The organism is Streptomyces sp. NPDC042102, assembly GCF_055582305.1.
Genome location: NZ_JBVJDL010000004.1, coordinates 246,579 through 271,054, shown reverse-complemented (window position 1 = coordinate 271,054; position 24,476 = coordinate 246,579). Strand labels below are relative to the sequence as shown.

The following is a 24,476-nucleotide window of genomic DNA, read 5'->3' as shown; positions in this document are numbered from 1 at the left end:
TGTTGGCTGCTCAGATCCCGTGTACAGGGACAAGGTATGCCCAAGGATGTTCGTTGATTGCGGTTTTGAGGAAATGCCGGTGACTCAAATTGCCGACGTTCCGTCAGGTGCGCTCGACGAGCGTTCCGTCCGTCTCCTCGTGCAGCGTTCCGGTGCTCGGGCACTCCCACACGCCCGGCTCGCCGGCCCGTTCCACCAGGCGGACCCCGGCCCGCCCCACCCAGCCGATCCGGCGCGCCGGCACCCCCGCCACCAGCGCGAAGTCCGGTACGTCCCGGGACACCACGGCGCCGGCCGCGACCAGTGCCCAGCGGCCCACCCGTACGCCGGCCACGCACACCGACCGGGCGCCCAGCGAGGCCCCTTCGGCCACCACGACCCCGGCGGCCTCCCAGTCGTCACCGCGCTTGATCCGGCCGTCGGGGTCGACGGCCCGCGGGTAGAAGTCGTTGGTGAGCACCGCGGCGGGGCCGATGAACACCCCGTCGCCGAGCTCGGCGGGCTCGTACACCAGCGCGTAGTTCTGGAGTTTGACGTGGTCCCCGATCCGTACGCCGGGGCCCACGTAGGCCCCGCGCCCCACGATGCAGCCGCGGCCGAGCCGCGCCTCCTCGCGTATCTGCGCCAGATCCCAGATCGTGGTCCCGTCCCCGAGTTCGGCCGTTTCGTCGACCTGGGAGGAGGGCTGGATGCGGACACTCACGGCGGTCCCCTTAACGCTCGCGCGGCGTGTGACGCACGGAGCATATGCCGCCGGGAGCCCGCCCGCCCCGGAGATCAACCGACTGTTCACGCAGCCGACTTGAGGGGCCGGACCGTGGTGGGGGCCCGGGGGCCCGGGGGCGCGGGGACAGCGCTCGGTCCCGCCCCCGGCAGGGGACGGGACCGAAGGTCACCCGTGGGTCAGTCGTTGATGCAGAGGTTGCCGCCCGCCGGGTTCAGCGCTCCGATGATGTTGATGCTGTTGCCGCAGACGTTGATCGGGATGTGGATCGGAACCTGGATCAGGTTGCCGGAGAGGATGCCCGGCGAACCGGCCGCGATGCCGTGGGCCTCGCTGTCCGCCACGGCGGCGCCTGCTCCGCCCATCATCGCGCCGACCACGAGGCAAGCGGCCGCGGCAAGGGTGCGGATCTTCATGTGGATCTCCCGTCGAATGAGGGTGTGCGCTGCCCATCCCACCGCAAACACGGTCTCCCGCAGGCCGATTGCTCCACCCGTGGGCGCGGTCCCAGCCGCCGCCCGCCCGTTCAGTCCTGCCAGTAGAACAACAGTGTGTGGACGTCCAGCGGAGTGCGCGCCCCGAAGTGGTAGACCCCGAGCCCCGTGACCCGTACCGAGCCGGCCGCCGCGTCGATCCAGCGCAGGCCCGCCGCCTCGAGCGCCGCGCGGGCGGCGGGCGCGTCCGCGTGATCGCCGGCGAACGGGCCGAGCGTGCTGATGAACACCGTTGCCGGGCCGCCGCGTTCACCGCCACCGTCACCGGCACCGTCCGGGTCGCGGTACGCGATCACGTGGTACGTGCCGTCACCCTGCTGGTGGTGGTCGCCGCAGGACACCGGGGGTCCGGGGGAGAGCCCCGCCGCCGCCAGCGCGGCCACGGCCCGGCGCAGCTGCCCGTCCCCGTCGAGCGGGTCCGGCGGCCGGGTGCACAGGGCCTCGATCCGCCAGCGCGGATCGCTGCCCGTCTCGCACCCCGGCCCGTACGCGTGCACGATCGCCCGGCGCACCTCCTCGTCCAGCCCCTCGACCTCGACCCGGGGGCGCCCGAGGGCCTCGTACACCGCGCGGACCGCCGCCGTGTCGCCGGTCAGGCCGTGGAGCGCGTACGCCGCCCACAGCTTCGCGTCGGCCGTCGGCGCCCGGTCCAGGTAGCCGCGCAGGGCGGCCGGGTCGGCCGTCAGCGACTGCGCGAGATGGGCGACCCGCGGGTCGGGGTCGGCGAGCGCGTCCGTGACGTCCTCGTCCGCGCGCCACCGCAGGCGTACGACGCAGGCCCGGTCCTCGGGCCGGTCCCCGTCGAGCGCGGCCCGGACCGCCGCCGTCCCGTGCCGGTCCACCAGCGCGTCCAGCCCGGCCTCGCCGGCCGTACGCCGGTGCGGCCAGGGGCTGAAGGCGACCGTGGCCAGCCCGCCCGCCGCCGTGAGGTCGCCGAGGGCCCCGCGGGCCCGCAGGACGGCCTCCGCCATGCCGTACGCGCCGTCGTGCCGCCGGTCCTCGTGCCGCAGCCAGGGCAGCAGTTCCTCCCGGTCCGCGAGCAGGCCCAGCAGGGCCCGGCGGACCTCCGCCACGTCACCGGTGTCGCGGACGCACGCGAGCAGGCTCCCGATCCGCCCCGGCGGCACCCGCCCGGCCAGCGCGTCCACGCACGCCGTCCGCCGCCACCACGGCTGCCCGCGGTCGGCGGCGCACCGGGCCAGCCGGTCGGCGTCGTACGTCCGCAGGGCGGCGGTGTCGATCCGGCCGGCCTGCGGGGTGAGCGTCCTGATGGTCGTGATCTTGGGCATCCGGAGATGCTAAGGCGCGGGACCTGCGCCCCGCGACCGGGAATCCGCCCGGCCGTTTCAGGAACTTCTCATCCATCACCCAGCTCACGCACAGGTTCGGCCCGCACGCTGGCATCCCGCCACTCGTGAGCATCGGAAGGGCACCCATGAACAACGTCCGCAAACGCGCAGGAATCGCCGCCGGAGCGGCCCTGGCCGGTATCGCCCTGGCCTTCCCCGCCGTGGCCTTCGCCGACGGTCCCGAGGTCCCGGCCCGGCAGCACGCGGGGAAGGGCGCCGAGCAGCGGCAGGAGCGGCAGAAGGAACTGGCCGAGGCCCTCGCCAAGGACCTCGGCGTGCCGGTGGAGAAGGTGACCGGCTCCCTGGAGAAGTTCCGGGCCGCGCAGGCGGAGAAGCACCGCAAGGACGCCGCCGACGGCAAGGGCGCCCCCGACCGCAGGTCAGGACCCGCGGGCGAGCGACCGGACGCGGCCGAGCTGCAGAAGCGGATGACCGAGCGCCTCGACCGGGCCGTCGAGGACGGCAAGCTCACCCGGGCCCAGGCCGACGCGATCCTGGCCGCCGTCAAGTCCGGCGTGCTGCCCGGCCCGCTCGGCGGCCGCCCCCACCTCCAGGGCCGCTGACGCCCCTGCCCGTCGCCGGGCCGCCCGGCCGCCCCGCCGCCGGGCGGCGGGGCGACCCGGTCGGACCCGCGCGGCGGCGGGCTCGGCTCGGCGCGGCGCCGATAGCGTCGTGGTCATGGGCACGGACGTGGAGCGGGCGACGGAGCCGGGCCGGCACGGGATGCGGTACTGCCTGCTCGCCGGCGCCGTGTTCGCGGTGTGCATGGCGGGCACCACCCTGCCCACCCCGCTGTACGGGCTCTACCAGGAGGAGCTCGGCTTCTCCGAACTGATCGTGACCGTGGTGTACGCCGTGTACGCCTTCGGGGTGATCGCGGTGCTGCTGCTGGCCGGCGACGCCTCGGACGTCCTCGGCCGCCGCCCGGTCCTCGCGTGGGGCCTCGCCCTCGGCGCGGCGAGCGCGGTGTGCTTCCTGTGCGCCCCGAGCGTCGGGAGCGTCGGGGGGCTGCCGCTGCTGTACGCGGGGCGGCTGCTGTCCGGGTTCTCGGCCGGCCTGTTCACGGGCGCCGCCACCGCGTACGTGCTCGAACTGGCCCCGCCCGGCGGCCGGGACCGGGCCACCTTCGTGGCGACCGCGGCGAACATGGGCGGGCTGGGCTGCGGGCCGCTGCTGGCGGGCCTGCTCGCGCGGTACGCGAGCGCGGACGGCCTGCCCCTGATCCTGCCGTTCGCCGTGCACCTCGCCCTGCTGGCGGTGTCGGCCGGCGTCCTGCGGGCCCTGCCGGAGACGGTGGCCGGGCGGCCCGGCCGGACGGTACGGCCCCGCCGGCCGGCCCTGCCCGCCGAGGTGCGGCCGGTGTTCCTGCCGGCCGCCACCGCCGCCTTCGTGGGCTTCGCCCTGCTGGGCGTGTTCACCTCGGTGGGGCCGGCGTTCCTGACCGAGTCGCTGCACGTGCGCGACCGGGCGCTGATCGGGCTCGTCGCCTCGCTGGCGTTCTTCGCGTCGCTGGCCGGGCAGCTCGTGGTGGGCCGGCTCGGGGTCGCGCGGTCCCTGGTACTGGGCTGCCTGGTCCTGATCGCGGGACTGGCCCTGCTGGCCGGCGGGCTGGTCACCGAGGTGCTGGCCCTGGTGGTGCTCAGCGCGCTCGTGGCCGGCGCGGGGCAGGGGCTGGCGTTCCGGGGCGCCCTGGCGGCGGTGGCGCGGGCGGCGCCGGAGCGGCACCGGGCGGCCGTGATCTCGGCGCTGTTCGTGGCGGGGTACGCGGGGATCTCGGTGCCCGTGATCGGGGTGGGCCTGCTGTCGGGACCGCTGGGGCTGGAGGACGCGGGGCTGGTGTTCATCGCCTGCATGGCGGCACTCGCGGCGGCCGCGACGGCGTACCTGCTGCTCCGCCCGGTCGGCCCGGGCACCGCCCGCCGCGGGGAGTGACACGCGGGGGAGGGACGGGCGGGGACGTGACGCGCGGGGGAGGGCCGGGCCCCGCCGCCCCCGGCCGCGAGGGCGGGGAACGGCGGGGCGGGCGCCGCGGCTCAGCGCCGCTCGGCCAGGTCCGCCTCCGCCGGGGCGACCGGCGCGAACCCGCGCTCGGCCGGCGACCCGGCGACCGCCGGCTTCTTCCCGCAGAAGGCGGCCTCGAGGGTCCCGCCGAGCGCCGTGTTGGCCGCGCCGCGGTTGGAGGTGTTCGCCATCGCGGAGAGCGAGCGCCGCCCGTCGCGGGTCGAGAAGGCGTACGTGTAGAAGCCCTGCACCGTGCCGGTGTGCCCGTACACCTGGGCGCCGCAGGACAGGTCGTAACGGCGCAGGCCGAGGCCGTAGAACCGGGTGTTGGCCGCGTCCGTCGGGGTGACGGTGGTCATGGCGTCCAGCATCTTCGGCGAGAGCAGCCGGCCGCGCATCAGGGCGGTCGTGAAGGTGTTCAGGTCCTCCGTGGTGGAGATCACGGCCCCGGCCGCCTGCGCCCAGGAGACGGTCTGCTCCGTCGAGTCGACCAGCGGCAGGCCGGCCTCGTCGGGGTGCAGGTAGCCGCGGACGTGCTGCCCCTCGATCCGGGTGTCGGGGTGCACGTACGAGGTGTTGCGCAGGCGCAGCGGCTTGAAGATGCGGCGCTCGTACTCCGTGCCGACGGACTGGCCGGTCGCCTTCTCTATCAGCATGCCGACCACCACGAAGTTGGCGTTCGAGTACTTGTACGCCGCGCCGGGCTCGGTGGTGCGGGGCAAGGCCAGGGAGAGGTTCAGCAGCTCCTGGTAGCTGAACACCCGGTTGCGCACGGCCTCGAAACCGGGCACCGTCTGCGCGAACATCCCGTCCGTGTAGTCGGCCAGTCCGCTGCGGTGGGTCAGCAGGTGACGCACCGTGATCCGGTCGTCGGGCAGCAGCCCCGGCAGGTACCGGTTCACCGGCGCGTCGAGCTCCAGCTTGCGCTCGTCCACCAGCTGGAGCAGCACCACGCTGGAGAAGGTCTTGCTCACGCTGCCGATCCGGAACCGCGCCGCGGTGTCCATCGGCGCACCCGACACCCGGTCCCGGACGCCCGCGGTCCGCGTCCGCACGCCCTCGGGCCCGGAGAAGCGGGCCATCGCGCCCGGCGCGCCGTTGGCCATGGCGGCCTTCAACGCGGCGTCCACGCCCTCCAGATCGGGGGAGGGCGGCCGCACCTTCGAGGCGGACTCGAAGTTGGCCTCGAAGGCGGCCCTGGCGGCCGCCCGCGCGGCGGCCGCGGCGGCGTCGGGGGAGACGGGGTCCGCGGAGGCGCTGGAGGCCTGGACGAAACCGCCCAGCAGCGTGGCGACCACGGTGGCGCTCACGGCCAGGAGGCGGCGCGGGGAACGGGACACGTGTGTGCTCCTCTTGCTCGATCGGTGGGGCGGAGGGCCGCAGTGGAGGAAACGGCCCACCCGGGCGACCCGGTTCACGACGCGTCGCGAGGACCGGGCCCCACCGAACAGGAGTGCCGCCGCCCCGGATCGGTTGCCTGACGGCACCTCCGATCCACGCGGCCCACCGGAGTATCGTGTTCCGGTTCACCGCACCGCTCCGGGGCCCGGCAGGGTGCCGACTGGGCGGAACGCGGCACGCGGGTCACCATGGACCCAGCCACGCAGTGATCCCCCTTGGATCCCCCGCAGCAGAAAGAAGGAGCCGACGGATGCCGAACGAGCGCGCAGGGCGCCAGGCACAGCCGGAAGACCTGGTCGACGTGGCCCGTCTCGTGACGGCCTACTACGCCTTGCACCCCGACCCCGCGGACCCGGCCCAGCGGGTCGCCTTCGGAACCTCCGGCCACCGCGGGTCCTCCCTCGCCACGGCCTTCAACGAGGACCACATCACCGCGACGAGCCAGGCGATCTGCGAGTACCGGGAGCGGCAGGGCATCGACGGGCCGCTCTTCCTCGGGGCGGACACCCACGCGCTGTCCGAACCCGCCCGGGTGAGCGCCCTGGAGGTGTTCGCCGCCAACGACGTGACCGTCCTCATCGACAGCGCCGACGGCTACACGCCCACGCCCGCCGTCTCGCACGCGATCCTCACCCACAACCGCGGCCGCAGCACCGGCCTGGCCGACGGAGTGGTCGTCACCCCGTCCCACAACCCGCCCGCGGACGGCGGATTCAAGTACAACCCGCCCCACGGCGGCCCGGCCGGCTCCGAGGCCACCAACTGGATCCAGGACCGCGCCAACGAGATCATCACGGGCGGGCTCAAGGACGTACGGCGGCTGCCGCTGACCCGGGCGCTGGCGGCGCCGGGCACCGGCCGTCACGACTTCCTCGGCGCGTACGTGCGCGACCTGCCCTCCGTGCTCGACCTCGACGCCGTCCGGGCCGCGGGCGTCCGCATCGGGGCCGATCCGCTGGGCGGCGCCTCCGTCGCCTACTGGAGCCGCATCGCCGAGGAGCACCGCCTCGACCTCACCGTGGTCAACCCGTCCACCGATCCCACCTGGCGCTTCATGACGCTGGACTGGGACGGCAAGATCCGGATGGACTGCTCCTCCCCCTACGCGATGGCCTCGCTGATCGAGACCCGCGACCGGTTCCAGATCGCCACCGGCAACGACGCGGACGCCGACCGGCACGGCATCGTCACCCCGGACGGCGGGCTGATGAACCCCAACCACTACCTCGCCGCCGCCATCGCCTACCTCTTCCGGCACCGCGAGCAGTGGGCGGCGGGGGCCGGCATCGGCAAGACGCTGGTGTCCTCCTCGATGATCGACAAGGTGGCCGCGGACCTCGGCCGTGACCTGGTGGAGGTGCCCGTCGGCTTCAAGTGGTTCGTGGACGGCCTCTCCGACGGCAGCCTCGGGTTCGGCGGCGAGGAGTCGGCCGGCGCCTCGTTCCTGCGCCGCGACGGCTCGGTGTGGACCACGGACAAGGACGGCATCATCCTCGCCCTGCTGGCCTCGGAGATGCTGGCCGTCACCGGCCAGAGCCCCAGCGAGCAGTACGCCGGCCTCACCGCACGGTTCGGGGAACCGGCGTACGCCCGCATCGACGCCCCGGCGACCCGGGAGGAGAAGGCGGTGCTGGGCCGGCTGTCGCCCGACCAGGTCAGCGCCGACACCCTGGCGGGGGAGGCCGTGACCGACGTCGTGACCCACGCCCCCGGCAACGGGGCGGCGTTCGGCGGCATCAAGGTGACCACCGAGCACGCCTGGTTCGCCGCGCGTCCGTCGGGCACCGAGGACGTCTACAAGATCTACGCCGAGTCCTTCCTCGGCCCCGACCACCTGGCCCGCGTCCAGGAGGAGGCCACGTCGGTGGTCTCACGGGCCCTGGCGGGCTGACCGCGCACCGGATCGTCCCGCGGCCGGGCGCCCGGCCGGAAAAGTGTTCCGGACCGGTGGCCGCGCGGGACACACTTGATCCATGAGCGGTGGCGACTTCGGTGAGGTGACGGGCCCCGGCGAGCGGGGACAGGACGGGCGGGCGCCCGGTGGACCGGCCGGGCACCCGGCCGGTCCACCGGGCGAGGCGGCGTCCCCCGGCCCGTACGCGCCGCCGCTGCCCGCCGGTTACGGCAGGCCGGGGCAGCCGCAGCAGTTCGGGCCGCCGCTGCCGCCCCTCACCCCGGCGGCGGTGCGCGCTCCGCGGTCGCGGCGCCGGGCCGCCGCACTGGTCGCGGCGGTGGTCGCGGCCCTGCTGGTCGCCGCCGGGGGCGTGTACGTCGTGGCCGTCGACCGCGGTGACGCCCCGTCCGCGGACGCGGCGCCCGCGCCCTCCGGGACGGCCGCCGTCGACCAGGGCGACGGCAAGGGCCCGGGCGGCCCGCCGCACGTCTACGACCCCAACGCCGGGATCAAGCCGGGCGAGGCCCGGGTCTGGCTGAGCGACAACCGGACCGAGCTCACCCGCTTGGGGGCGCCGCAGTACGGCCCGTGGCGGGTGGGCGAGGTCGTGGTCAGGGCCATGTACAAGGAGATCGTCGGCCACGGGGTGAGCGACGGTCAGGAGAAGTGGAAGGTCTCGCTGGAGACCCCGCTGTGCGGGGTCCCGCAGGGCCCGGCGGCGAGCGGGAAGCTCGTCGTCGGCGTACGCACGGGCGACACCCCGACGTCGCGCTGCACGCACCTCCAGCAGATCGACCTCACCACCGGCACGGCGGGCTGGAAGGTGGAGGTGCCGCAGGAGAACTCCGCCGACTTCGGCCTGGAGTACGCGATGGCGATCTCGGGGGACACCGTCGCGGTCGCCCGGTCGGCCGTCATGAGCGGCTTCTCGGTCACCGACGGCCGCAAGCTCTTCGGCACGTCGAAGACGGGGAACTGCAGCCCGGGGGCCTTCGGCGGCGGAGCCAGGCTGATCGGCGTCCTCAACTGCTTCGCCCCCGGCGGTACCACGGCCGACAGCCAGGTCATGATCCAGGAGGTCGACCCGGCGACCGGGCAGCCCAAGTGGGGCTACCAGTACCCCACGGGCTGGAGCCTCGGCCGGATCCTCTCCCTGGACCCGCTGGTCGTCGCCGGCTACCACTCCGGCCAGAAGGCCTGGAACATCACCGTGTTCCACGCCGACGGCACGATCCGTTCGCAGACCGACATGAAGTTCGCTGTCAACGGCCGGTGCAACGGGTGGGGCAACGGCCTCACCGGTCTGCAGGCCTGCGACGCCGCCGTGGCCGACGCCGACACGCTCTACATCGCCGGGGGCAAGCCCGGCAAGCACCTCGGCATCGACGAGGTCGACGAGGTCGTCGCGGTCGACCTGAACACCGGCCAGGAGAAATGGCACGCGGCCGCCCCCAAGGGCCGCACCATGTGGCCGCTGGCCATCGAGAACGGCGCGCTGCTGCTCTACGTCGAGGCGGGCGCAGGGGAACCGGGCGCGATCGCCACGCTCCCGCCCACCGGGGGCACCCCCGAGGTGATCCTGCGCAGCCCCGCCATGGCCCGGGGCGCCCAGTCCGTCTTCTTCTCCCACAGCGTGCGCCTGGCCTGGTCCGGAGGCCGGCTCTTCCTGCTCAAAGGCACGGTGCGCAGCCCGGAGCCCACCATGGTGGACCACGCGATCCTGTCCTTCGGCCGGTAGCCGGGCGGGGGCCGTGGCGGGCGGGCCGGGGCCCTTCTATCGTTGGTCGTCATGTGGCCAGGACAGCAGCCGCCCGGGGGCGGGCAGGACGGGCGGAACGGGAGTCAGAACCCGTACCGGCAGCCGGACTACGGGCAGGGGACGCAGCCGTACGGGCAGCAGGCCGCCCCGTACGGACAGCCGGGCCCCTACCAGCCACCGGGTCCGTCGCCGTACCCGCCGTCACCGGGACCGCCGCAGTTGCTGCCCCCGTCGTCCGCCCCGCTCCCGCCGCCGCCCGGGCCCCCGCGGTCCGGGGCGCGGCGGCGGACCACCGTGCTGGTGGTGTGCGTGGCGACCGCCGTGCTCGTCGCCGCCGCGGTCACCGGGGTCGTCGTCCTCCGGGACGACGACGGCACGCCCGAGGCGGGCCCGCCGCCCACCGGCCCCGTCTCCCCGGGCGAGGTGAAGCCGACGATCGCGGGCTGGAAGGTCGTGGTCAACCCCAAGTACGGGACGGCGTTCGACGTCCCCGCCGACTGGGAGGTCCTCTCGCCCGACGTGTTCAGCGGTTACGCCGACCACGCGGATCCGGACAAGCCGGTCATCGGGCACACGGCGCCCGCTTTGTTCAAGTCCAAGTGGTGCAGCGCCGACGCGAACGGCGACGGCAGGATCGAGGACGTCCGGCTCGCCGCCACCGGCACCAAGGGGGCCGAGGGCGCCGAGGACACCGACGAGGTCGCGCAGAAGACCGCGACGGCCTGGGTCTACGGCGCGTACACCCAGCCGGACAAGAGCGCCGTCAAGTGGGACAAGCCGAAGCGGTACACCACCAGGTCCGGCATCAAGGGCAGCTACGTCACGGCGCGTTCCGAGGGCGCCAGGACCATCACCAAGTGCGACGGGGAGGGCCGGTCGATCGCCTTCGGCTTCCGGAACTCCAAGGGCGAGTTCGTCGCCTGGGACTTCCACGGCAGGACGGGTGTGCCCGGCGCCGTCAGCGACGAGCTCATGATGCGGATCATGAGCACGGTCCGCATCGCGGGCGACCCCGCCCCCACATCACCGCCCCCGTAGGCGGGGGCGCACGCCGGGCCCGCCGTGGCCGGCCCGGCGCGCCCCGCACCGTGCGTCACGGGCTCGTGAGGACGACGAGCCGCTGGGTCGCCCGCGTCATGGCGACGTAGGTGTCGACCGCTCCTTCGACGCCCTCGCCGAACCTGTCCGGGTCGACGAGGACGACCAGGTCGAATTCGAGGCCCTTCGCCAGCGACGGGGTCAGCGACCGGACGCGGGAGGTGGCCCGGAAGGAGGGAGCGCCGATGACGCAGGCGGTCCCCTCGGCGTGGGCGGCCAGCCAGTCGGCGAGGACCGCGTCCAGGTCCGCGGCGGACCCGCGGCCGACCGGCACACCGCCGGCGCGGACGGACGTGGGCACGTTGGCGTCCGGGAGCGCGGCCCGGATGACCGGCTCGGCCTGCGCCATCACCTCCGCCGGTGTCCGGTAGTTGATGCTCAGGGAGGCCATCTCGATCCGGTCGAGCCCGATCCGCTCCAGCCGTTCCCGCCACGACTCCGTGAACCCGTGCCGGGCCTGGGCCCGGTCCCCGACGATGGTGAAGCTCCGTGAGGGACAGCGCAGCAGCAGCATCTGCCACTCCGCGTCGGTCAGTTCCTGGGCCTCGTCCACGACGATGTGCGCGAACGGACCGGCGAGCCGGTCCACGTCCGCTCCGGGCAGGGCGTCCTCGTCGACCAGGCTGTCCTGGAGGTCCCTGCCGCGCAGCATCCGCACCGCGCCCTCGCTGTCGTCACCGGCCGAGGCGAAGTCGGCGGCGGACAGGATCTCGTCGATGACCAGGGCCATGCGCTCGCGTTCCGCGGCCACGGCGGCCTCGCGCCGCCGCCGGCGCCGGGCGGCCCCGGGGTCGCCGAGCCGCTGCCGCGCCGCGTCCAGCAGGGGCAGGTCGGAGACCGTCCACGCGTGCGGGGCGTCCGGGCGCTGGAGCGCGCGCACCTCGTCCGGGGCCAGCCAGGGAGCGCACAGGCGCAGGTAGGCGGGCACCGTCCACAGGTCGCCGACCAGGTCGGCCGCCTCCAGCAGCGGCCACGCCCGGTCGAGGGCCCCGACCAGCTCCTCGTCGTGCCGCAGCGACCTGCGGAACATGTCGGGCGGCACGTCCTCCTCGTCGCACTTGTCCAGCAGGATCGTGGCCAGTTCCTCCCGGATCAGTTCGCGCGCCTCGTTGTGCGGGGTCCCGGCCGCCGCCTCGAACGCCTCGGCCCAGTCGTCGGCGCTCAGCGTTGCGTCGGCCCAGGGCGTCGAGACGGTCATCGCCCCGGTGGGCGGCTCCTCGTAGATCCGGACGGCCTTCTCGACCGCCTTCACCATGTCCGCGGACGCCTTCAGGCGCGCCACCCGCGGATCGCTCTCCACGGGCGCGCCGGCCCCTTCGGCGACGAGGTCCCGCACGGTGCAGGTCCGCACGCCCTCCTCGCCCAGGCTGGGCAGGACGTCCGCGACGTAGTTCAGGTACGGCTGGTGCGGGCCGACGAACAGCACGCCGCCGCGGCGGTGGCCCAGGCGCGGGTCGGAGTACAGCAGATGGGCGGTGCGGTGCAGGGCGACGACGGTCTTGCCCGTACCCGGGCCGCCGTCGACGACGAGCGCGCCGCGGGAGCCCGCGCGGACGATGGCGTCCTGGTCGGCCTGGATGGTGCCGAGCACGTCGCGCATCCGGGGCGAGCGGTTGCCGCCCAGGCTGGCGATGAAGGCGGACTGGTCGTCGAGTGCCGCGTGTCCCTCGAAGCCGTCGGCCGTGAACACCTCGTCCCAGTAGTCGCCGATCCGGCCGCGGGTCCAGCGGTAGCGGCGGCGGCTCGCGAGGCCCATCGGGCGGGCGTGGGTGGCGGCGAAGAACGGCTCGGCCGCGGGAGAGCGCCAGTCGATCAGCAGCCGGCGGCCGTCGCCGTCGGTGAGGCCGAGGCGTCCGATGTAGACCGGCTCGGGGTCGTCCGCGCCGACGACGCGTCCGAGGCACAGGTCCAGCCCGAAACGCCGCAGGGTCCGCAGCCGGGCGGTCACCCGGTGGATCTCCGCGTCCCGGTCCATCGCCTCCCGGCCCGCGCCGCCGGGCGCCCGGCGCAGCTCGTCGAGCCGGCCGGACAGTTCGGCGATCGCCTGCCGGAGGCTGTGCCCGAGAGCCGCGAAGTGCTGCTCGTCACGGGCGATCAGCGCCGGGTCGGCCTTGGGGGAGAGGTGCCCGGGAAGGTCGAACGCGCTGGTGGTGACAGGGTTCAAAATCATCAACTTTCGGCTGGCGATGTCGTCGAGCCGAGATTCTGCGTGATCACCGGGGCCTTGCCGCAAGCCCCCCTGTGCGCTATAAGTTGAGAGTGGCCAGAGGTGGCACTACCCTCAGCCACCCCCTCTGACGCCCCCTCCGGCACCCCTTCTCCCGGTCCGCCGCTGAGCCGGCGCCGCGGCCGAAAGTCGATCAACGGGTCTCCGGCCGGTCGTACGGTCGTGTCATGACCAATGCTGACGACATGCCCCTCGTGTACCGGTTGGCCCGGCCCGAGGACGGGAAGGCCATCGAGGCGCTCGACGGGTCCTTCACCACGCACTCCGTGTTCCGGGTGACCGTGGGCGAGGACGGGTTCGGGATCCGTGAGGAGGCGGTGGACCCGCCGGTCCACAAGGTGTTCCCCGAGGACGAGCCCGAAGACGACGGCGACGACGACGAGGACGAGGACCCCGGCGCGCGGACCTTCGTCGCCCTCGACGGGGACGCGCTCGCCGGGTTCTGCGCCGTCTCCTACGCGCCGTGGAACCGGCGGCTGACCATCGAGGACATCGAGGTCGCGCCCGCCCACCGCGGCCGGGGCGTCGGACGCGCCCTGATGGGGCACGCCGTGGAGTTCGCGCGCGAGTGCGGCGCCGGCCACATCTGGCTGGAGGTCACCAGCATCAACGCCCCCGCCATCCACGCCTACCGCCGGATGGGCTTCGCCTTCTGCGGACTGGACACCTCGCTCTACGAGGGCACGCCCTCGGCCGGTGAGCACGCCCTCTACATGAGCATGCCCTGCCCCTGAGCCGCCAGCAGCCGCGTGACGGCCGGGGCGGATCCGTCCGCGGGCGCCACCGTCACGGTGAGCAGCCACTCGGCCGCCTCCGCCCCGGCCTGCGCCCCCGCCCCGCCGAACCACTCGACGCGGGCGTCCAGCAGCCGGTCCCCGGCCGCCGTCCGTTCCCCGTACCACCGCCGGAACGGCCCGGTCCGCCACACCGGCAGCGGTACGGCCCGCTCCCCGCCGGCCCGGGGCACGCCCGTCCCGATCCGGTCCAGGGCCACCCGTACGGTCTCCTCGACCGTCCGCGCCACCGGCACGGCGAGCGCGTCGGCGAAGTGCAGCAGGTACTCCATCCGCTCGGCGGAGGGCGGCGCGCCCAGCACCGCCCGGCCCGAGCCGCACCACGTGCCCCACTTGATGTTGGAGACGAGTCCGGGCAGCCGGGCCATGTCGCGCGGGATCCAGAAGACGACCACGTCGGACAGCCGCATCGCCTCCTCCTCCCAGGCGATCTGGTCGGCGTACGCCGGGTAGTGGCCGCCGGGCGACGGCTCGGGGACGAACACCGCGAGGGTGCCCCCGCCCGTCCACCGCTCGCGCAGCGCGGCCACGGCCGCCGGCCGCCAGGACGCCTCGCGCGGGTCGGTGGGCGTCGGGCCGCACAGGTACACCGCGGCCGACCAGGCCGCGGGCGGGTCCTCGTCGACGTGCACGACACGTACCCCGGCGGGCCGGAGGGTGGGGTCAGAGGGCATGGGGGTCTCCCGTGGGGGTCGTCTCGAAGAAGGTGAGCACGGCCTCGTTGAAGGCCTCGGGCCGTTCCAGGAAGCCGAGATGGCCGCAGTCCGCCAGCTCCAGGTAGCGGCCGCCGGGCACCGCCGCGGCCACCTCCCGGCCCAGCCGCGCGGGCGCCAGCAGATCGTCCGCGAAGCCGACCACCAGCACCGGGGCGGTGATCGCCGCGTACGCGGGCAGCCGGTTGCGGGTCAGCGGCCGCACCGGGCGCACGGCGGGGCCGCCCGAGAGCGCCGACAGCTCGAAAAGGTCCAGCCATTCCTCGGCCGCCGACTCGTCCGCCAGGGTCCTGGGGGAGAGGTTCTGGGTCATGCGGACGACGGCCTCGTACGCCGCCGGGAGCCGCAGGTCCCGCTCCGCCGCCGCCCGTTCGGCCCGGGCCAGCGCGTCGCCCACCGTGTCGGGCCGGCCGCGGGTGGCGGCGAGCACCGCGGCCGTGGCCGCGGACGGGACGGCCAGCAGCAGCTCCTGCACGGCGAGCGCGCCGAAGGAGTGGCCCACCAGCCGGCAGGGCGGCAGGTCCAGCGCGGCCGCCACCTCCCGTACGTCGTCCGCGAGGTCCTCCGCGGACGCAGCCGCGGACGCGGACGCGCTGCCGGGCGCCCGGTGGTCGAAGGTGATCACCTGGTGGCCGGCCGCGGTGAACGCGGGCACCTGGCGGTCCTGCCAGATCGCACCGGACCCGCCGCCGCCCGCCACCAGGACCAAGGGCTCACCGGCGCCGTGGACCGCGTACCGGATCCCGCCCGGGGTCCGCCCGGTCACGGGGCCCGGCACCGGCGCTACCTGGCCCCCTCGCCCCGTGCTCATCCGGCGATCCTGCTCATCGCGGTCTCCACCCACGCCGGGCGGCCGGTGTCCAGACCGCGCAGGGCCACGTGCACCCACAGGAACGAGGCCCGGGCCAGGACGTGCGCCCGCATCCCCGGCCGGACCTCGCCGCCCGCGTCCCGGTAGGCGTCGAGCAGCCGGTCCAGCACCGGCGGCCCGCCCGCGTAGAGCAGGTCGACGAAGTCGGCGGCCGGGTCCCCGACACTCGCGTTCGCCCAGTCCAGCAGTCCCGACAGGCGCGGCGGACCGGACAACGGCCGTTCCACGAGGGTGTGTCCGGGGTGGACGTCACCGTGGACCAGTACCAGCCGGTCGGGCCACAGCTCGTCGTCGTCCAGCCAGGCCTGCCAGCGCCGGGTGCGCGCCCCCGGCAGCCGCAGCTCGGTGCGGGCGCGCGCCAGCTTGTCCGCGACCGCCGTGCGCAGTTCCCCGGGACTCGTCGCGGGGAGGGCGGCCGCGGTGCCGTGCACCGCTGCCAACGCCCGTGCCAGCGGCCCCAGATAGCCGTCCGGATGGGCGAGCGGATCGATCGCCCAGCGGTAGACGAGACGGTCCTGGTCCTCGGTACCGGCCGGCTCCCCGGGCAGCCGGGGATAGGCGACCAGCCGGGGCGTACGCAGCCGCCAGTCCGGTACGGGTACGGATATCCGGTCCCGTACGGCGGCCAGCACCGCCTCCTCCCGCTCCAGCTGACGTACCGCCTCCGGGCGCCGCGGCTCCCGCAGGATCCACCACGCACCGTCCCGGGCGCGGATGTGCGTCACCAGGAAGTCCCAGCCGCTCTCGTCCGGCCGCGCGGACCCGGGGTCGAGCTCGACCCCGAGCAACTCCGAGGCGTACGCGGCGAGTTCCTGCCGCGCCGCGCGCCGGTCCGGGTCCTGCCGCGGAGAGGTGTCCTGGGTCACCGGGCCGCCGCCGTCCCGCCGAGGTGGCGGTCGCGGGTCGCGTTCCGGTCGACCTTGCCGGTGTGCGTCTGTTCCAGCGCGGCGACCGCGACGATCCGGCTGGGCACCATGTGCGGCGGTGCCACCAGCGCCAGTTCGGCCCGGATCCGGTCCGCCACCTCCTGCGGCGGCTGCCCCGGCACGGGGACGAAGAACGCGGCCAGTGAGGTGTGGGTGGGACCCTCCACACGGGCCGCCGCGACGGCGGCGACCCCCTCGCACGCCCCGATCTGCGCCTCCACGTCGAGCAGGTCGACCCGGTGGCCGCGGATCTTCACCTGGTGGTCGCCGCGCCCCCGGAAGACCAGGGCCCCGCCGGGCGCGGTGCCCACCAGGTCCCCGGTGCGGTACCAGCGGACACCGTCCGACGTACCGAACCGGGCGGCGGTCGCCTCGGGCATGCCGTGGTACCCCAGCGCCAGGCTCTCCCCCGACACGAGCAACTCGCCGCTCTCGTCCACCCGTTGACCCACGTGCGGCAGCGGGAAGCCGATCGGCAGGTCCCCGCCGATCGTGGGCGGCGCCGCCACGTCCGGCCCGGCCAGCTCGATCGCGTGCGTGACCAGCGCCGTCTCCGTCGACCCGTACGTGTTCAGCAGCCGGACCCCGGCCGCGCCCGGCAGCCGGTGCCAGCGTTCCAGCATGTCGGCGCGGACCGCCTCACCGCCGATCACCAGCGTCCGCAGGCACCGCGGCAACCGCCCGCCCCCGTGCAGCAGATCCGAGACCAGGGTGTTCCAGAATCCCGTCGGCAGCACCGCGACCGACACCTCCTGGTCCTCCACCACGGCGGCGAACCGCTCGCGCGCCGCGTCGTCGACGACCAGCGTGGCCCCGGCCGTCAGCGTCGGCAGGATCTCCTCCAGGCTGGTGTCGCCGCCCGCCCCGTGGAAGTGCAGCACCGTCGCGTCCGCGTCGATCCCGTACAGCGTGCGCAGCCGGGGTACGACCGCCCCCAGCGCCCGGTGCGGCACCACCACCCCCTTGGGCTCCCCGGTGGAGCCCGAGGTGAACAGGACGTACGCCGGATCCGCGGGCCCGGCCGGCACGGCGCCGCCGCGCACCGGGCCGTGGGCCGGGGTCCAGCGCGGCCGGACCACCTTCGCCACCGGCGGCTGGTAGCCGTCCTCGGCGGTGGCCACCGCCTCGCGGCAGCCGACCCGTTCCAGGGTCGCGGCCAGCCGCGCCGCCGGGTACCCGGCCTCCAGCGGCACGTACGCCCGGCCGGCCGCCAGTACCCCGAGCATGGCCGCGACATCGCGGGCCGAGTGGTGCACGACGACGCCGACCGGCGGCTGCCACCCCCGCGCGCCGCCGGGGCCGGCCGGTCCGGCGGGCTCCGCCGGTTCGATCGCGCCGGCCACCTCGAGCGCCCACTGCGCCAGCGTGCCGTAGCCGACCACCAGTCCGTTGTCGACGACGGCCGGCCGCCCGGGATCGTCACGGGCGGTCGCGAAGAAGGGTTCCAGAAAGGCGATTTCGGCCGAGCGCATTGTCAATTTCCTTGTTCTGATGGAATATGGGCGGGTGCGTATCATTGTGGAACACGACCTGAAAATACCCGTGCGGGACGGCGTCTTATTGACTGCGGACCTCTATAGGCCGGACACCTCCGCACCGGTTCCCGTTCTCATCCGGCGCACTCCCTACGGAAAATCCGGAAATCCCGGCGGAGCCTCGGTGGACGGCCTGCGGATGGTGCGCGCCGGATACGCCCTGCTGGTGCAGGACGTCCGCGGCCGGTTCGGCTCCGGCGGCGCCTTCGACCCGTACTGCCACGAGGCCGAGGACGGCGCCGACACCGTGGCCTGGGCCACCGGCCAGGCCTGGTGCGACGGCACCGCGGGCCTGTTCGGCCGGTCCTACGAGGGCATGGCCGCCCTGCTCGCGGCCTCCCGGCGGCCCGCCGGGCTGCGCGCGGTGGCGCCCCACGTGGCCGGTTCCGGATTCGACGAGGGCTGGACGTACCAGGGCGGCGCGTTCCAGCTCGGCTTCGTCCTGTACTGGGTGCTCTACGACCTGCTGCTCTCCGGCGCCGGCCTCGACGCCGCCGACGCCCGCGAGGTGGCCGGCGCGGTCGACCGGATCGACGACCTCTACCGCGAACCGGAGCGGGCCGCCGCCCTCCTGGACCGGCTGGCCCCGTATTACCGCCGATGGCGGGACCGTCCCACCGGGGACCCCTATTGGAGGCGTTCCGCGCCGCGGGAATCCTATGCCGAGACGAAAATGCCCGCACTCCACATCACCGGCTGGTACGACATATTCCTCGCCGGTGCCCTGGAGAATTACCGGGGAATGCGCGCCGAAGGCGTGGAGACGGAACTCGTCGTCGGACCCTGGTCCCACTGCGTGCGCGACGGAATCTTTCCGCAGCGGCGCTACGGGGTCGCCGCCGACGAACAGGAGGTGGACGTCACCGGCCTCCACCTCGCCCACTTCGACCGCCACGTACGCCACCGGCCCGCGGACCCGGGCCCGGGCCGCGTCCGGCTGTTCCTCACCGGGGCCGACCGGTGGCGCACCTTCCCCGACTGGCCCGTCGCCGGCACCGGGCCGTACGTCCTGCACCTCGCCGCCGGCGGCGCGCTCACCGACGCGGGCGCCCCGTCCGGTGCCGGCGCCCACGCGGTCCGCCACGACCCGGCCGACCCGGTCCCCACCGCGGGGGGTGCCACCGCCCTGCCCGGCCAGTTCGTCGGCGGCGACTGCGGCCCCCTCGACCAGCGCGAGGTCGAACGGCGGCCCGACGTCCTGTGCTTCACGACCCCGGCCCTGACCGCCCCGCTCACGGTGATCGGCGAGGTCCGGCTCACGGCGTACGTCACACCGGACGCGGCCGGTGCCGACGTGACCGCGAAGCTGGTCGACGTCCACCCCGGCGGCCGGGCGGAGATCCTCTGCGACGGCATCCGCCGCCTCCCGGCCCCCGGTCCGGGGGCGGCCGGGGCGACCGGGGCGGCCGGCCCCGGCCGGCCCGTGGCGGTCGAGGTCGTGCTCGGCGCGGTCGGGCACGTCTTCCGCCCCGGTCACGCCGTCCGGCTGGAGATCGCCGGCAGCAACGCGCCCCGCTTCGACGTGCACCCGCGGGTGGTCGCGCACCACACCGTGCACCATGGTGGCGACCACCCCTCACGCCTGCTGCTGCCGCGGCTCGGTACCGGGCCCGGCGCCCGGCCCGTCACCGACTGAGCGGACGCTGTCCGGGTGGAAGACCGACAGGTCGCGGATCTTCTCGATCTTCCGCCCGGCCTCCCAGTGCGCCCGCCGCAGCCGGCGCAGCTGGGCCGGCGTCAGCCGGGTGCTGTGCTGCGGGATCGAGCGCACCATCCACGCGCGCTTGGCCGCCGCCGGATAGCGCTCCCGCACCCCGTACGGGTCGTTGAGCAGGTGGTGCGCCGTACCCGTGTGGAACGCGGCCTTCAGCAGCGCGTAGTACGCCGCCGCGCCCACCCCCTTGTCCCGCGCGCAGTGCACCAGGGTGCGGGAGGCCTCGAACAGCCGCCACGCCACCGGCACGGCGGGGGTGGTGAACACCCCGGTCTCCTGGGCGATGCCCTCGCCCACGCCGTAGCGGAAGTAGCTGCGCATGTTCGCGAAGCCGTGCTGCGCGTCGTGGAAGATCCGCGCCTGCGGCAGGTACACCACCGGGATCCCGGCCAGCTGGAGCCGGAAGTCGAACTCCCGGTCCTCGCACCAGTGGATCAGCTCGTCGAAGTGGTAGCCGCCGATGTGGTCGACGATCGCCCGGTTGTAGATGAGCGGCGGCGACAGCGCGCTGACGTAGTCGCCCTCGTCGAACTCCCGCACCCGCGCGGTGAGCCGGCTCAGCAGCCCCTCCGACTCCCCGTACACCACCTGGCCCTTGACCACCGGCTCGGTGAGCACCGCCCGCACCATCATGCGCACCACGCCCGGGGCGAAGGTGCAGTCGGAGTCCATCAGCAGCAGGTACTGCTTGTCGGTGGCGGCGGCCCCGGCGTTGTAGGCCGCCCCCAGGTTGCCCACGTCCTCGATCTCGGTGACCGTCAGCGGCCGGGGGTGCTCCGCGATCAGTTTCCTGATGGCGTCGCTCGGCCCGTTGAGGGCGAGCACGATCTCCACGTCCTCGTCGATCGAGTCGATGCAGTCGGCGATCCGCAGGTCGTCGCGGAGCGCGATGACCACACCGGTCCGCGCGATGCCCTTCTCGACCTCCGCCTCGTCCACCAGCTCGGTGGCCATCGGGTCCTCCTTCGTCTCCGCCGTGTCGGCGCTGTCGGTGGTCACGGGGTCGGGTCCTTGAAGCGGATCGGCAGCGCGGCCAGCACGCGCCGCGCCACCGCCTCGGCCTCCGCCAGGTCCGGGGCGTGCGCGATCACACCGGCGAGTACGTCGGACCCGCCGGTGTACGGCGGCAGGACCGTCCCGGGCGCGAGCTCCGTGCCCCAGAACACGTCGTGCACGCCGGCCCGCCGGGCCACGTCCTGCGGGTTGCCGACCCACTCCACGACCCCGCCGTCGGCCGGCAGGAACCGCTGGACGGCCGCGCCGGCGCGGGTCGGCACCAGCTCGGCCGGCTCCAGCGGGCGGCCGAGCGCCAGCCGGACCACGTTGGGCAGCGGGTCCACACCGGTGGCCAGCCGCATCACCTCGGTGGCGATCCGGGCGCCGGTCAGCCGGCAGGTGATCTCCAGGAGCACCACCCGGCCGTCCCGGGTCCGCAGGATGTCCGTATTGATCACCGCCGGGTCCAGCCGCAGCGCCTCGGCGCCACGCCGTACCGTGTCGGCGATCTCCTCGATCTGGTCCGGGGCGAGCCGGCTGGGCAGGGTGTCGCCGCCCTCGAAGAAGTACGGGGCGAACTCCTCCTTGCGCCCGTACTCGCGGTCGGCGAAGCCGATCAGATGGAACTCACCGCCGGCCAGGAAGGCGGCGAGCGTGTGCTCGGTCCCCTCCAGGAACTCCTCGACGACGATCCGGCCGGCCGGGCTGAGCCGCAGCGCCTCCGCCGCGATCTCCCGTACCCGCTCGGCCGATTCCACCTTCATCACGCCCAGCGAACCGGTCTGGTCGCAGGGTTTGATCACGGCCGGCAGGCCGGTCGCCGCGACGGCCCGCACCGCCTCCTCCACGTCCTCCGCCACCGCGTGCCGGGGCAGCTCCAGCCCCGCCCGGCGCAGGATCGCCAGCCGGCGGTCCTTCAGGGTGCAGTCCAGGGCCGTCTCCAGGGGCAGCCCGGGGCACCCGAACCGGCGCGCCACCGCGCTGACCACCGGAGGGTTGTCCGCGCCGAGCGAGAACACCCCGTCCAGCCGGTCGATCCCGGCCGCCGCGAGCTCGGACAGCACCGCCACCGTGTCGTTCGGATCGCACACCAGCAGGGTGTCGGCGGCGGCCCGGACCCGGGCGGTGGGGCGGTCCGTGGCCACCACCACCTCCAGCCGCATGGCCCGCAGTCCGGCCAGCGAGTGGTCCATGCCCGTGCCCAGACCGCAGACCAGGACCCGGTCGATCACGACCCACCACCTCCCGGCCCCGCCACCGCGTGCGCGCCGCCGGTGAGGCTGATCACCTGGAACACCTCGGCGTGCCCCGAACCCGAGGCGATCGCGCCCCGGTAGCGGGCCAGCCCCCGGATGCCCTCGTCCCAGGCGGCGTGCCGCAGCTGCGAGACGTACGCGCGCATCGCCTCGACCTTGGTCTCGATCTGCGCGCCGATGTCCTCGGCGTACTGGAAGCGGGCCATCGGCGCCCACACCTCGTAGCCGAGCACCAGCCGCGGCGCCGGCATGGGCCGCGCCCCTGCCTCCTGGAAGAACTCCGACTGCGCCATCCACAGCGCCTCGGTGGTCAGCTGGTGCACCATCCGGTGCTCGACGTCGTCGTCGTTGTCGTGCGGCAGGTACACCACCTGCGGACGCACCTCCCGCATCACCCGGACGAGGTCCAGGTGCACCCGGCGGGTGAGCGCGAAGTCCCGGGAGGGCTCGTCGAGACGGACGCACCGGTGCACGCCGAGCGTCTTGGCCGCGGCCTCGGTCTCGGCGGCGAACTCGGCGTCCGTGACCGCGTCGTCGAGCGCGGAGCGCTCCCGGCCGATGACGATCACCACGGTCACCCGGGCGCCGTCGCGCACGTGCTTGGCGATGGACCCGCCGCACCCGATCACGTCGTCGTCGGGGTGCGGGGCGACCACCAGCACATCGGTGACCCCGCTCATCCGCGGTTCTCCCCGCCGGCCCCGGCCGCGGGCGCCAGCCCGGCCCAGGCCGCCCATCGGGTGGTGAGCGCGACGCCCTCGGCGAAGTCCACCGACGCCCGGAAGCCCAGCCGCTCGGCCGCCTTGCCGAACCGGGCCCGGGCCGTGGAGCGGTACAGCTCCAGCTCCCAGTCCGGGACCGCGCCGCCGCTCGCGCCCGGCTCGGGCGCGTCCAGGTGCCGCAGCGCCCGGATCGCGTCGAAGTACGCACCCCAGCCCAGCGGTTCGCCGTGGCCGATCAGGAAACGCTCCCCGCCCACACCCTCGGCCGTGACCGCCAGCAGCGCCGCGTCCACCAGGTCGTCGACGTACACCGCGTTGCACGCGCCGCCGCCCTCGCCCGCCGGGAGCTCCGCGAAGTCGCCGGCCGGGCGCTGGAGCTGGGCCGTGGTCCACTGCCCGGCCCACGGCCCGTAGACCACGCCGGGCTGCAGGACCACCGTCTCCAGGTCCGCGCCGTGGGCGGCCAGGACCAGCTGCTCGGCGGCCAGCTTCTGCTGCTCGTACTCGCGGTCCGCCGGGTCGGCAGCCCGGCCGGCCGCCTCCTCGGTGAACGCGCCGGCGAGCGCGGCGTCGTACACGTCGACGGTGCTGATGTGCACCACCCGTCGCACGCCCGCGTCCCGGGCGGCGGCCAGCACGTTCGCGGTGCCCTCGACGGTGGCCGCCCAGCGCGCGTCCTCGTCGCCGTCGCTGCCGAACGCGCAGTGCACGACCACGTCGCAGCCCTCGAAGGCCTCCCGCAGGCTCGCGGTGTCCAGCACGTCGCCGCGCCGGAACCCGATGCGCTCCTGCGGCAGCACCGACAGCCGCGCCGCCCGGCCGAAGCCGCGCACCACGGGCCGGATCCGCGCGTCCGTGGTCAGCGCCAGCTGCTCCACCAGACGCCCGCCGATGAATCCGCTCGCCCCGGTCACGGCGACGGTACGGCCGCCCAGCGCGCGCGGCGCGCCCGCCGGCCGGGTGGTCCACGGCTGCGGCTCGGGCCGGCGGGTGGCCTCGCCGTAGCACTCCTGGATCAGCTCCACCACGCGGACCCCGTCCTCGGGCCCGGAGTGCACGGGGGCCGTCCCGCGGCAGGCGGCCGCGAAGTTGGCGAGCTGCTCGGTGAAGAGCAGCTCCCACTCGTCCTGCGCCGGGGCCACGGCCTCGACGTCGCCGCGGTGCAGTTCCTTGCCCTCGGCGGTGATCAGGGTGCACTCGCCGGCGGGGAAGTCGGTGCCGATGGTGACGGTCGCCTCGGTGCCGGTGACCGTGCAGGAGATGCCGAGGTCGCGCAGCCGGCTGAAGTCGGTGTACACGTCGACCGTGCCGAAGCGCAGGTGCGCGGAGGAGTCCGTCTCGACCCCGCCGAGCGCGTTGTCCTCGTACGACACCACCTCGACCTCGGGGCCGAGCCACCACAGCAGGGTGTCGAGGACGTGCGAGCCGGTGTCGGTGAGCACGCCGCCGCCCGCGAGCCGGCGGTCGAACATCGACCAGGACACCGGCTCCCACGCGTACGGGTGGCCCTCGGACCACTCGACCTTGAGCACCGTGCCCAGCTCGCCGTCGCGGATCAGGCGGCGCACCCAGGCGTAGGCGGGGAAGAGACGGCGCGGGTGGGCCATGGCCAGCACGGTGCGCGGGTCGCGGGCGGCGGACTCGGCCAGTCTCCGGGCGTCCTCGACCGAGGTGGTCATCGGCTTCTCCAGCAGCACGTGCTTGCCGGCGGCCAGCAGCGACTCGACCGTCTCGGCGTGCAGGGTGTGCGGGACGACGACCACGGCCGCGTCGAAGGCGTCGGCGGCGTCCGCCGGGTCGGTGGCGATCACCACCTGGTCGGCGCCCTCGCCGCCCAGTTCGCGGTAGAGGGCGAGCGCGGCCTCGGCCTGGCGCGGGTCGCGGTCGACGAGCGCGGTCAGCTGCACGTCCCCCTTGAGCGGGGGCAGGGCGGGCAGGTGGCAGCCGCGCGCGGCGGCGCCGCATCCGACGATCGCAAGGCGTACGGGAGGCATGGGTTCTC

At 74.8% G+C, this 24,476-nt stretch carries 20 protein-coding genes; 7 read left to right on the top strand and 13 right to left on the bottom strand.

What is annotated here, in order from left to right:
• Nucleotides 1-103: 103 nt before the first annotated feature.
• The 3 genes from ACZ6KO_RS19360 to ACZ6KO_RS19350 form a co-directional block, all read right to left on the bottom strand.
• On the bottom strand, nt 104-703 hold the full coding sequence (locus tag ACZ6KO_RS19360) for an acyltransferase (RefSeq protein WP_469305202.1): 600 nt from the start codon (nt 701-703) through the stop codon (nt 104-106).
• Nucleotides 704-903: 200 nt separating this feature from the next.
• Complete coding sequence (locus tag ACZ6KO_RS19355) at nt 904-1,140, bottom strand: chaplin (protein WP_469305201.1); 237 nt, start codon at nt 1,138-1,140, stop codon at nt 904-906.
• A 110-nt stretch (nt 1,141-1,250) separates the two neighbouring features.
• Nucleotides 1,251-2,507 carry a serine/threonine-protein kinase gene (locus ACZ6KO_RS19350; RefSeq protein WP_469305200.1) on the bottom strand — a complete coding sequence of 419 codons (1,257 nt, stop codon included), beginning with the start codon at nt 2,505-2,507 and terminating at the stop codon, nt 1,251-1,253.
• 125 nt (nt 2,508-2,632) lie between these two features.
• Between ACZ6KO_RS19350 and ACZ6KO_RS19345 the strand changes: the two genes are divergently transcribed.
• On the top strand, nt 2,633-3,130 hold the full coding sequence (locus ACZ6KO_RS19345) for a hypothetical protein (RefSeq protein ID WP_469305199.1): 498 nt from the start codon (nt 2,633-2,635) through the stop codon (nt 3,128-3,130).
• A 115-nt stretch (nt 3,131-3,245) separates the two neighbouring features.
• A complete protein-coding gene (locus ACZ6KO_RS19340; RefSeq protein ID WP_469305198.1) occupies nt 3,246-4,499 on the top strand; it encodes an MFS transporter in 1,254 nt (417 codons plus the stop codon).
• A gap of 101 nt (nt 4,500-4,600) precedes the next feature.
• On the opposite strand, the gene ACZ6KO_RS19335 is transcribed toward ACZ6KO_RS19340, so the two are convergent.
• Nucleotides 4,601-5,908: a serine hydrolase domain-containing protein gene (locus ACZ6KO_RS19335; protein WP_469305197.1), complete on the bottom strand. Its 1,308-nt coding sequence runs from the start codon at nt 5,906-5,908 to the stop codon at nt 4,601-4,603.
• 311 nt (nt 5,909-6,219) lie between these two features.
• On the opposite strand from ACZ6KO_RS19335, the gene pgm reads away from it, so the two are divergent.
• The 3 genes from pgm to ACZ6KO_RS19320 all read left to right on the top strand — a co-directional run bounded on the left by pgm (nt 6,220) and on the right by ACZ6KO_RS19320 (nt 10,660).
• A complete protein-coding gene (pgm, locus tag ACZ6KO_RS19330) occupies nt 6,220-7,860 on the top strand; it encodes a phosphoglucomutase (alpha-D-glucose-1,6-bisphosphate-dependent) (protein ID WP_469305196.1) in 1,641 nt (546 codons plus the stop codon).
• Between the two features lie 82 nt (nt 7,861-7,942).
• Entirely contained in the window at nt 7,943-9,601 is a 1,659-nt protein-coding gene (locus ACZ6KO_RS19325) for an outer membrane protein assembly factor BamB family protein (protein WP_469305195.1), read from the top strand.
• 51 nt (nt 9,602-9,652) lie between these two features.
• Nucleotides 9,653-10,660 (top strand): DUF8017 domain-containing protein, encoded by a 1,008-nt coding sequence (locus tag ACZ6KO_RS19320; protein WP_469305194.1) that lies wholly within the window; start codon nt 9,653-9,655, stop codon nt 10,658-10,660.
• A gap of 55 nt (nt 10,661-10,715) precedes the next feature.
• Here ACZ6KO_RS19320 and helR read toward each other — a convergent pair whose 3' ends face one another.
• Nucleotides 10,716-12,884: an RNA polymerase recycling motor ATPase HelR gene (gene helR / locus ACZ6KO_RS19315; RefSeq protein WP_469305705.1), complete on the bottom strand. Its 2,169-nt coding sequence runs from the start codon at nt 12,882-12,884 to the stop codon at nt 10,716-10,718.
• Nucleotides 12,885-13,114: 230 nt separating this feature from the next.
• Between helR and ACZ6KO_RS19310 the strand changes: the two genes are divergently transcribed.
• Nucleotides 13,115-13,681, top strand: coding sequence for a GNAT family N-acetyltransferase (locus tag ACZ6KO_RS19310; protein WP_469305193.1), 567 nt, complete (start codon nt 13,115-13,117; stop codon nt 13,679-13,681).
• Here ACZ6KO_RS19310 and ACZ6KO_RS19305 read toward each other — a convergent pair.
• From ACZ6KO_RS19305 to ACZ6KO_RS19290, 4 genes are read right to left on the bottom strand one after another with little or no spacing between them, the layout of a single operon-like run.
• Entirely contained in the window at nt 13,657-14,415 is a 759-nt protein-coding gene (locus tag ACZ6KO_RS19305) for a nucleoside 2-deoxyribosyltransferase domain-containing protein (RefSeq protein WP_469305192.1), read from the bottom strand. The genes ACZ6KO_RS19310 and ACZ6KO_RS19305 overlap by 25 nt on opposite strands.
• Nucleotides 14,405-15,265: an alpha/beta fold hydrolase gene (locus ACZ6KO_RS19300; RefSeq protein ID WP_469305191.1), complete on the bottom strand. Its 861-nt coding sequence runs from the start codon at nt 15,263-15,265 to the stop codon at nt 14,405-14,407. Before ACZ6KO_RS19300 ends, ACZ6KO_RS19305 begins: the two co-directional genes overlap by 11 nt.
• Nucleotides 15,262-16,191 carry a macrolide 2'-phosphotransferase gene (locus ACZ6KO_RS19295; protein ID WP_469305190.1) on the bottom strand — a complete coding sequence of 310 codons (930 nt, stop codon included), beginning with the start codon at nt 16,189-16,191 and terminating at the stop codon, nt 15,262-15,264. Before ACZ6KO_RS19295 ends, ACZ6KO_RS19300 begins: the two co-directional genes overlap by 4 nt.
• Nucleotides 16,188-17,723, bottom strand: coding sequence for an AMP-binding protein (locus ACZ6KO_RS19290; protein WP_469305189.1), 1,536 nt, complete (start codon nt 17,721-17,723; stop codon nt 16,188-16,190). The genes ACZ6KO_RS19295 and ACZ6KO_RS19290 overlap by 4 nt, the downstream gene beginning before the upstream one ends.
• Nucleotides 17,724-17,742: 19 nt before the next feature.
• Here ACZ6KO_RS19290 and ACZ6KO_RS19285 point away from each other — a divergent pair, with 19 nt between their 5' ends.
• The gene (locus ACZ6KO_RS19285) at nt 17,743-19,422 is read left to right on the top strand and encodes a CocE/NonD family hydrolase (protein WP_469305188.1); all 1,680 of its coding nucleotides are present in this window, start codon (nt 17,743-17,745) and stop codon (nt 19,420-19,422) included.
• Here the strand turns inward: ACZ6KO_RS19285 and ACZ6KO_RS19280 are convergent.
• Genes ACZ6KO_RS19280 through ACZ6KO_RS19265 form a run of 4 tightly spaced genes read right to left on the bottom strand, consistent with a single transcriptional unit; the run spans nt 19,363 to nt 24,468 of the window.
• Nucleotides 19,363-20,499: a glycosyltransferase family 2 protein gene (locus ACZ6KO_RS19280; RefSeq protein ID WP_469305187.1), complete on the bottom strand. Its 1,137-nt coding sequence runs from the start codon at nt 20,497-20,499 to the stop codon at nt 19,363-19,365. The genes ACZ6KO_RS19285 and ACZ6KO_RS19280 overlap by 60 nt on opposite strands.
• Complete coding sequence (locus ACZ6KO_RS19275) at nt 20,496-21,728, bottom strand: ATP-grasp domain-containing protein (RefSeq protein WP_469305186.1); 1,233 nt, start codon at nt 21,726-21,728, stop codon at nt 20,496-20,498. The genes ACZ6KO_RS19280 and ACZ6KO_RS19275 overlap by 4 nt, the downstream gene beginning before the upstream one ends.
• Nucleotides 21,725-22,432, bottom strand: coding sequence for a PIG-L deacetylase family protein (locus tag ACZ6KO_RS19270; protein WP_469305185.1), 708 nt, complete (start codon nt 22,430-22,432; stop codon nt 21,725-21,727). Before ACZ6KO_RS19270 ends, ACZ6KO_RS19275 begins: the two co-directional genes overlap by 4 nt.
• A complete protein-coding gene (locus tag ACZ6KO_RS19265) occupies nt 22,429-24,468 on the bottom strand; it encodes an NAD-dependent epimerase/dehydratase family protein (RefSeq protein ID WP_469305184.1) in 2,040 nt (679 codons plus the stop codon). Before ACZ6KO_RS19265 ends, ACZ6KO_RS19270 begins: the two co-directional genes overlap by 4 nt.
• Between the last annotated feature and the right edge of the window lie 8 nt (nt 24,469-24,476).

What these genes read in the sequence shown, in the direction of transcription:
- ACZ6KO_RS19300 (WP_469305191.1), bottom strand. Translation starts at nt 15,265, where the DNA reads ATGAGCACGGGGCGAGGGGGCCAGGTAGCGCCGGTGCCGGGCCCCGTG.
- ACZ6KO_RS19310 (WP_469305193.1), top strand. Translation starts at nt 13,115, where the DNA reads ATGACCAATGCTGACGACATGCCCCTCGTGTACCGGTTGGCCCGGCCC.
- ACZ6KO_RS19285 (WP_469305188.1), top strand. Translation starts at nt 17,743, where the DNA reads ATGGAATATGGGCGGGTGCGTATCATTGTGGAACACGACCTGAAAATA.
- ACZ6KO_RS19350 (WP_469305200.1), bottom strand. Translation starts at nt 2,507, where the DNA reads ATGCCCAAGATCACGACCATCAGGACGCTCACCCCGCAGGCCGGCCGG.
- pgm (WP_469305196.1), top strand. Translation starts at nt 6,220, where the DNA reads ATGCCGAACGAGCGCGCAGGGCGCCAGGCACAGCCGGAAGACCTGGTC.
- ACZ6KO_RS19325 (WP_469305195.1), top strand. Translation starts at nt 7,943, where the DNA reads ATGAGCGGTGGCGACTTCGGTGAGGTGACGGGCCCCGGCGAGCGGGGA.
- ACZ6KO_RS19320 (WP_469305194.1), top strand. Translation starts at nt 9,653, where the DNA reads ATGTGGCCAGGACAGCAGCCGCCCGGGGGCGGGCAGGACGGGCGGAAC.
- ACZ6KO_RS19265 (WP_469305184.1), bottom strand. Translation starts at nt 24,468, where the DNA reads ATGCCTCCCGTACGCCTTGCGATCGTCGGATGCGGCGCCGCCGCGCGC.
- ACZ6KO_RS19290 (WP_469305189.1), bottom strand. Translation starts at nt 17,723, where the DNA reads ATGCGCTCGGCCGAAATCGCCTTTCTGGAACCCTTCTTCGCGACCGCC.
- ACZ6KO_RS19340 (WP_469305198.1), top strand. Translation starts at nt 3,246, where the DNA reads ATGGGCACGGACGTGGAGCGGGCGACGGAGCCGGGCCGGCACGGGATG.
- ACZ6KO_RS19355 (WP_469305201.1), bottom strand. Translation starts at nt 1,140, where the DNA reads ATGAAGATCCGCACCCTTGCCGCGGCCGCTTGCCTCGTGGTCGGCGCG.
- ACZ6KO_RS19305 (WP_469305192.1), bottom strand. Translation starts at nt 14,415, where the DNA reads ATGCCCTCTGACCCCACCCTCCGGCCCGCCGGGGTACGTGTCGTGCAC.
- ACZ6KO_RS19270 (WP_469305185.1), bottom strand. Translation starts at nt 22,432, where the DNA reads ATGAGCGGGGTCACCGATGTGCTGGTGGTCGCCCCGCACCCCGACGAC.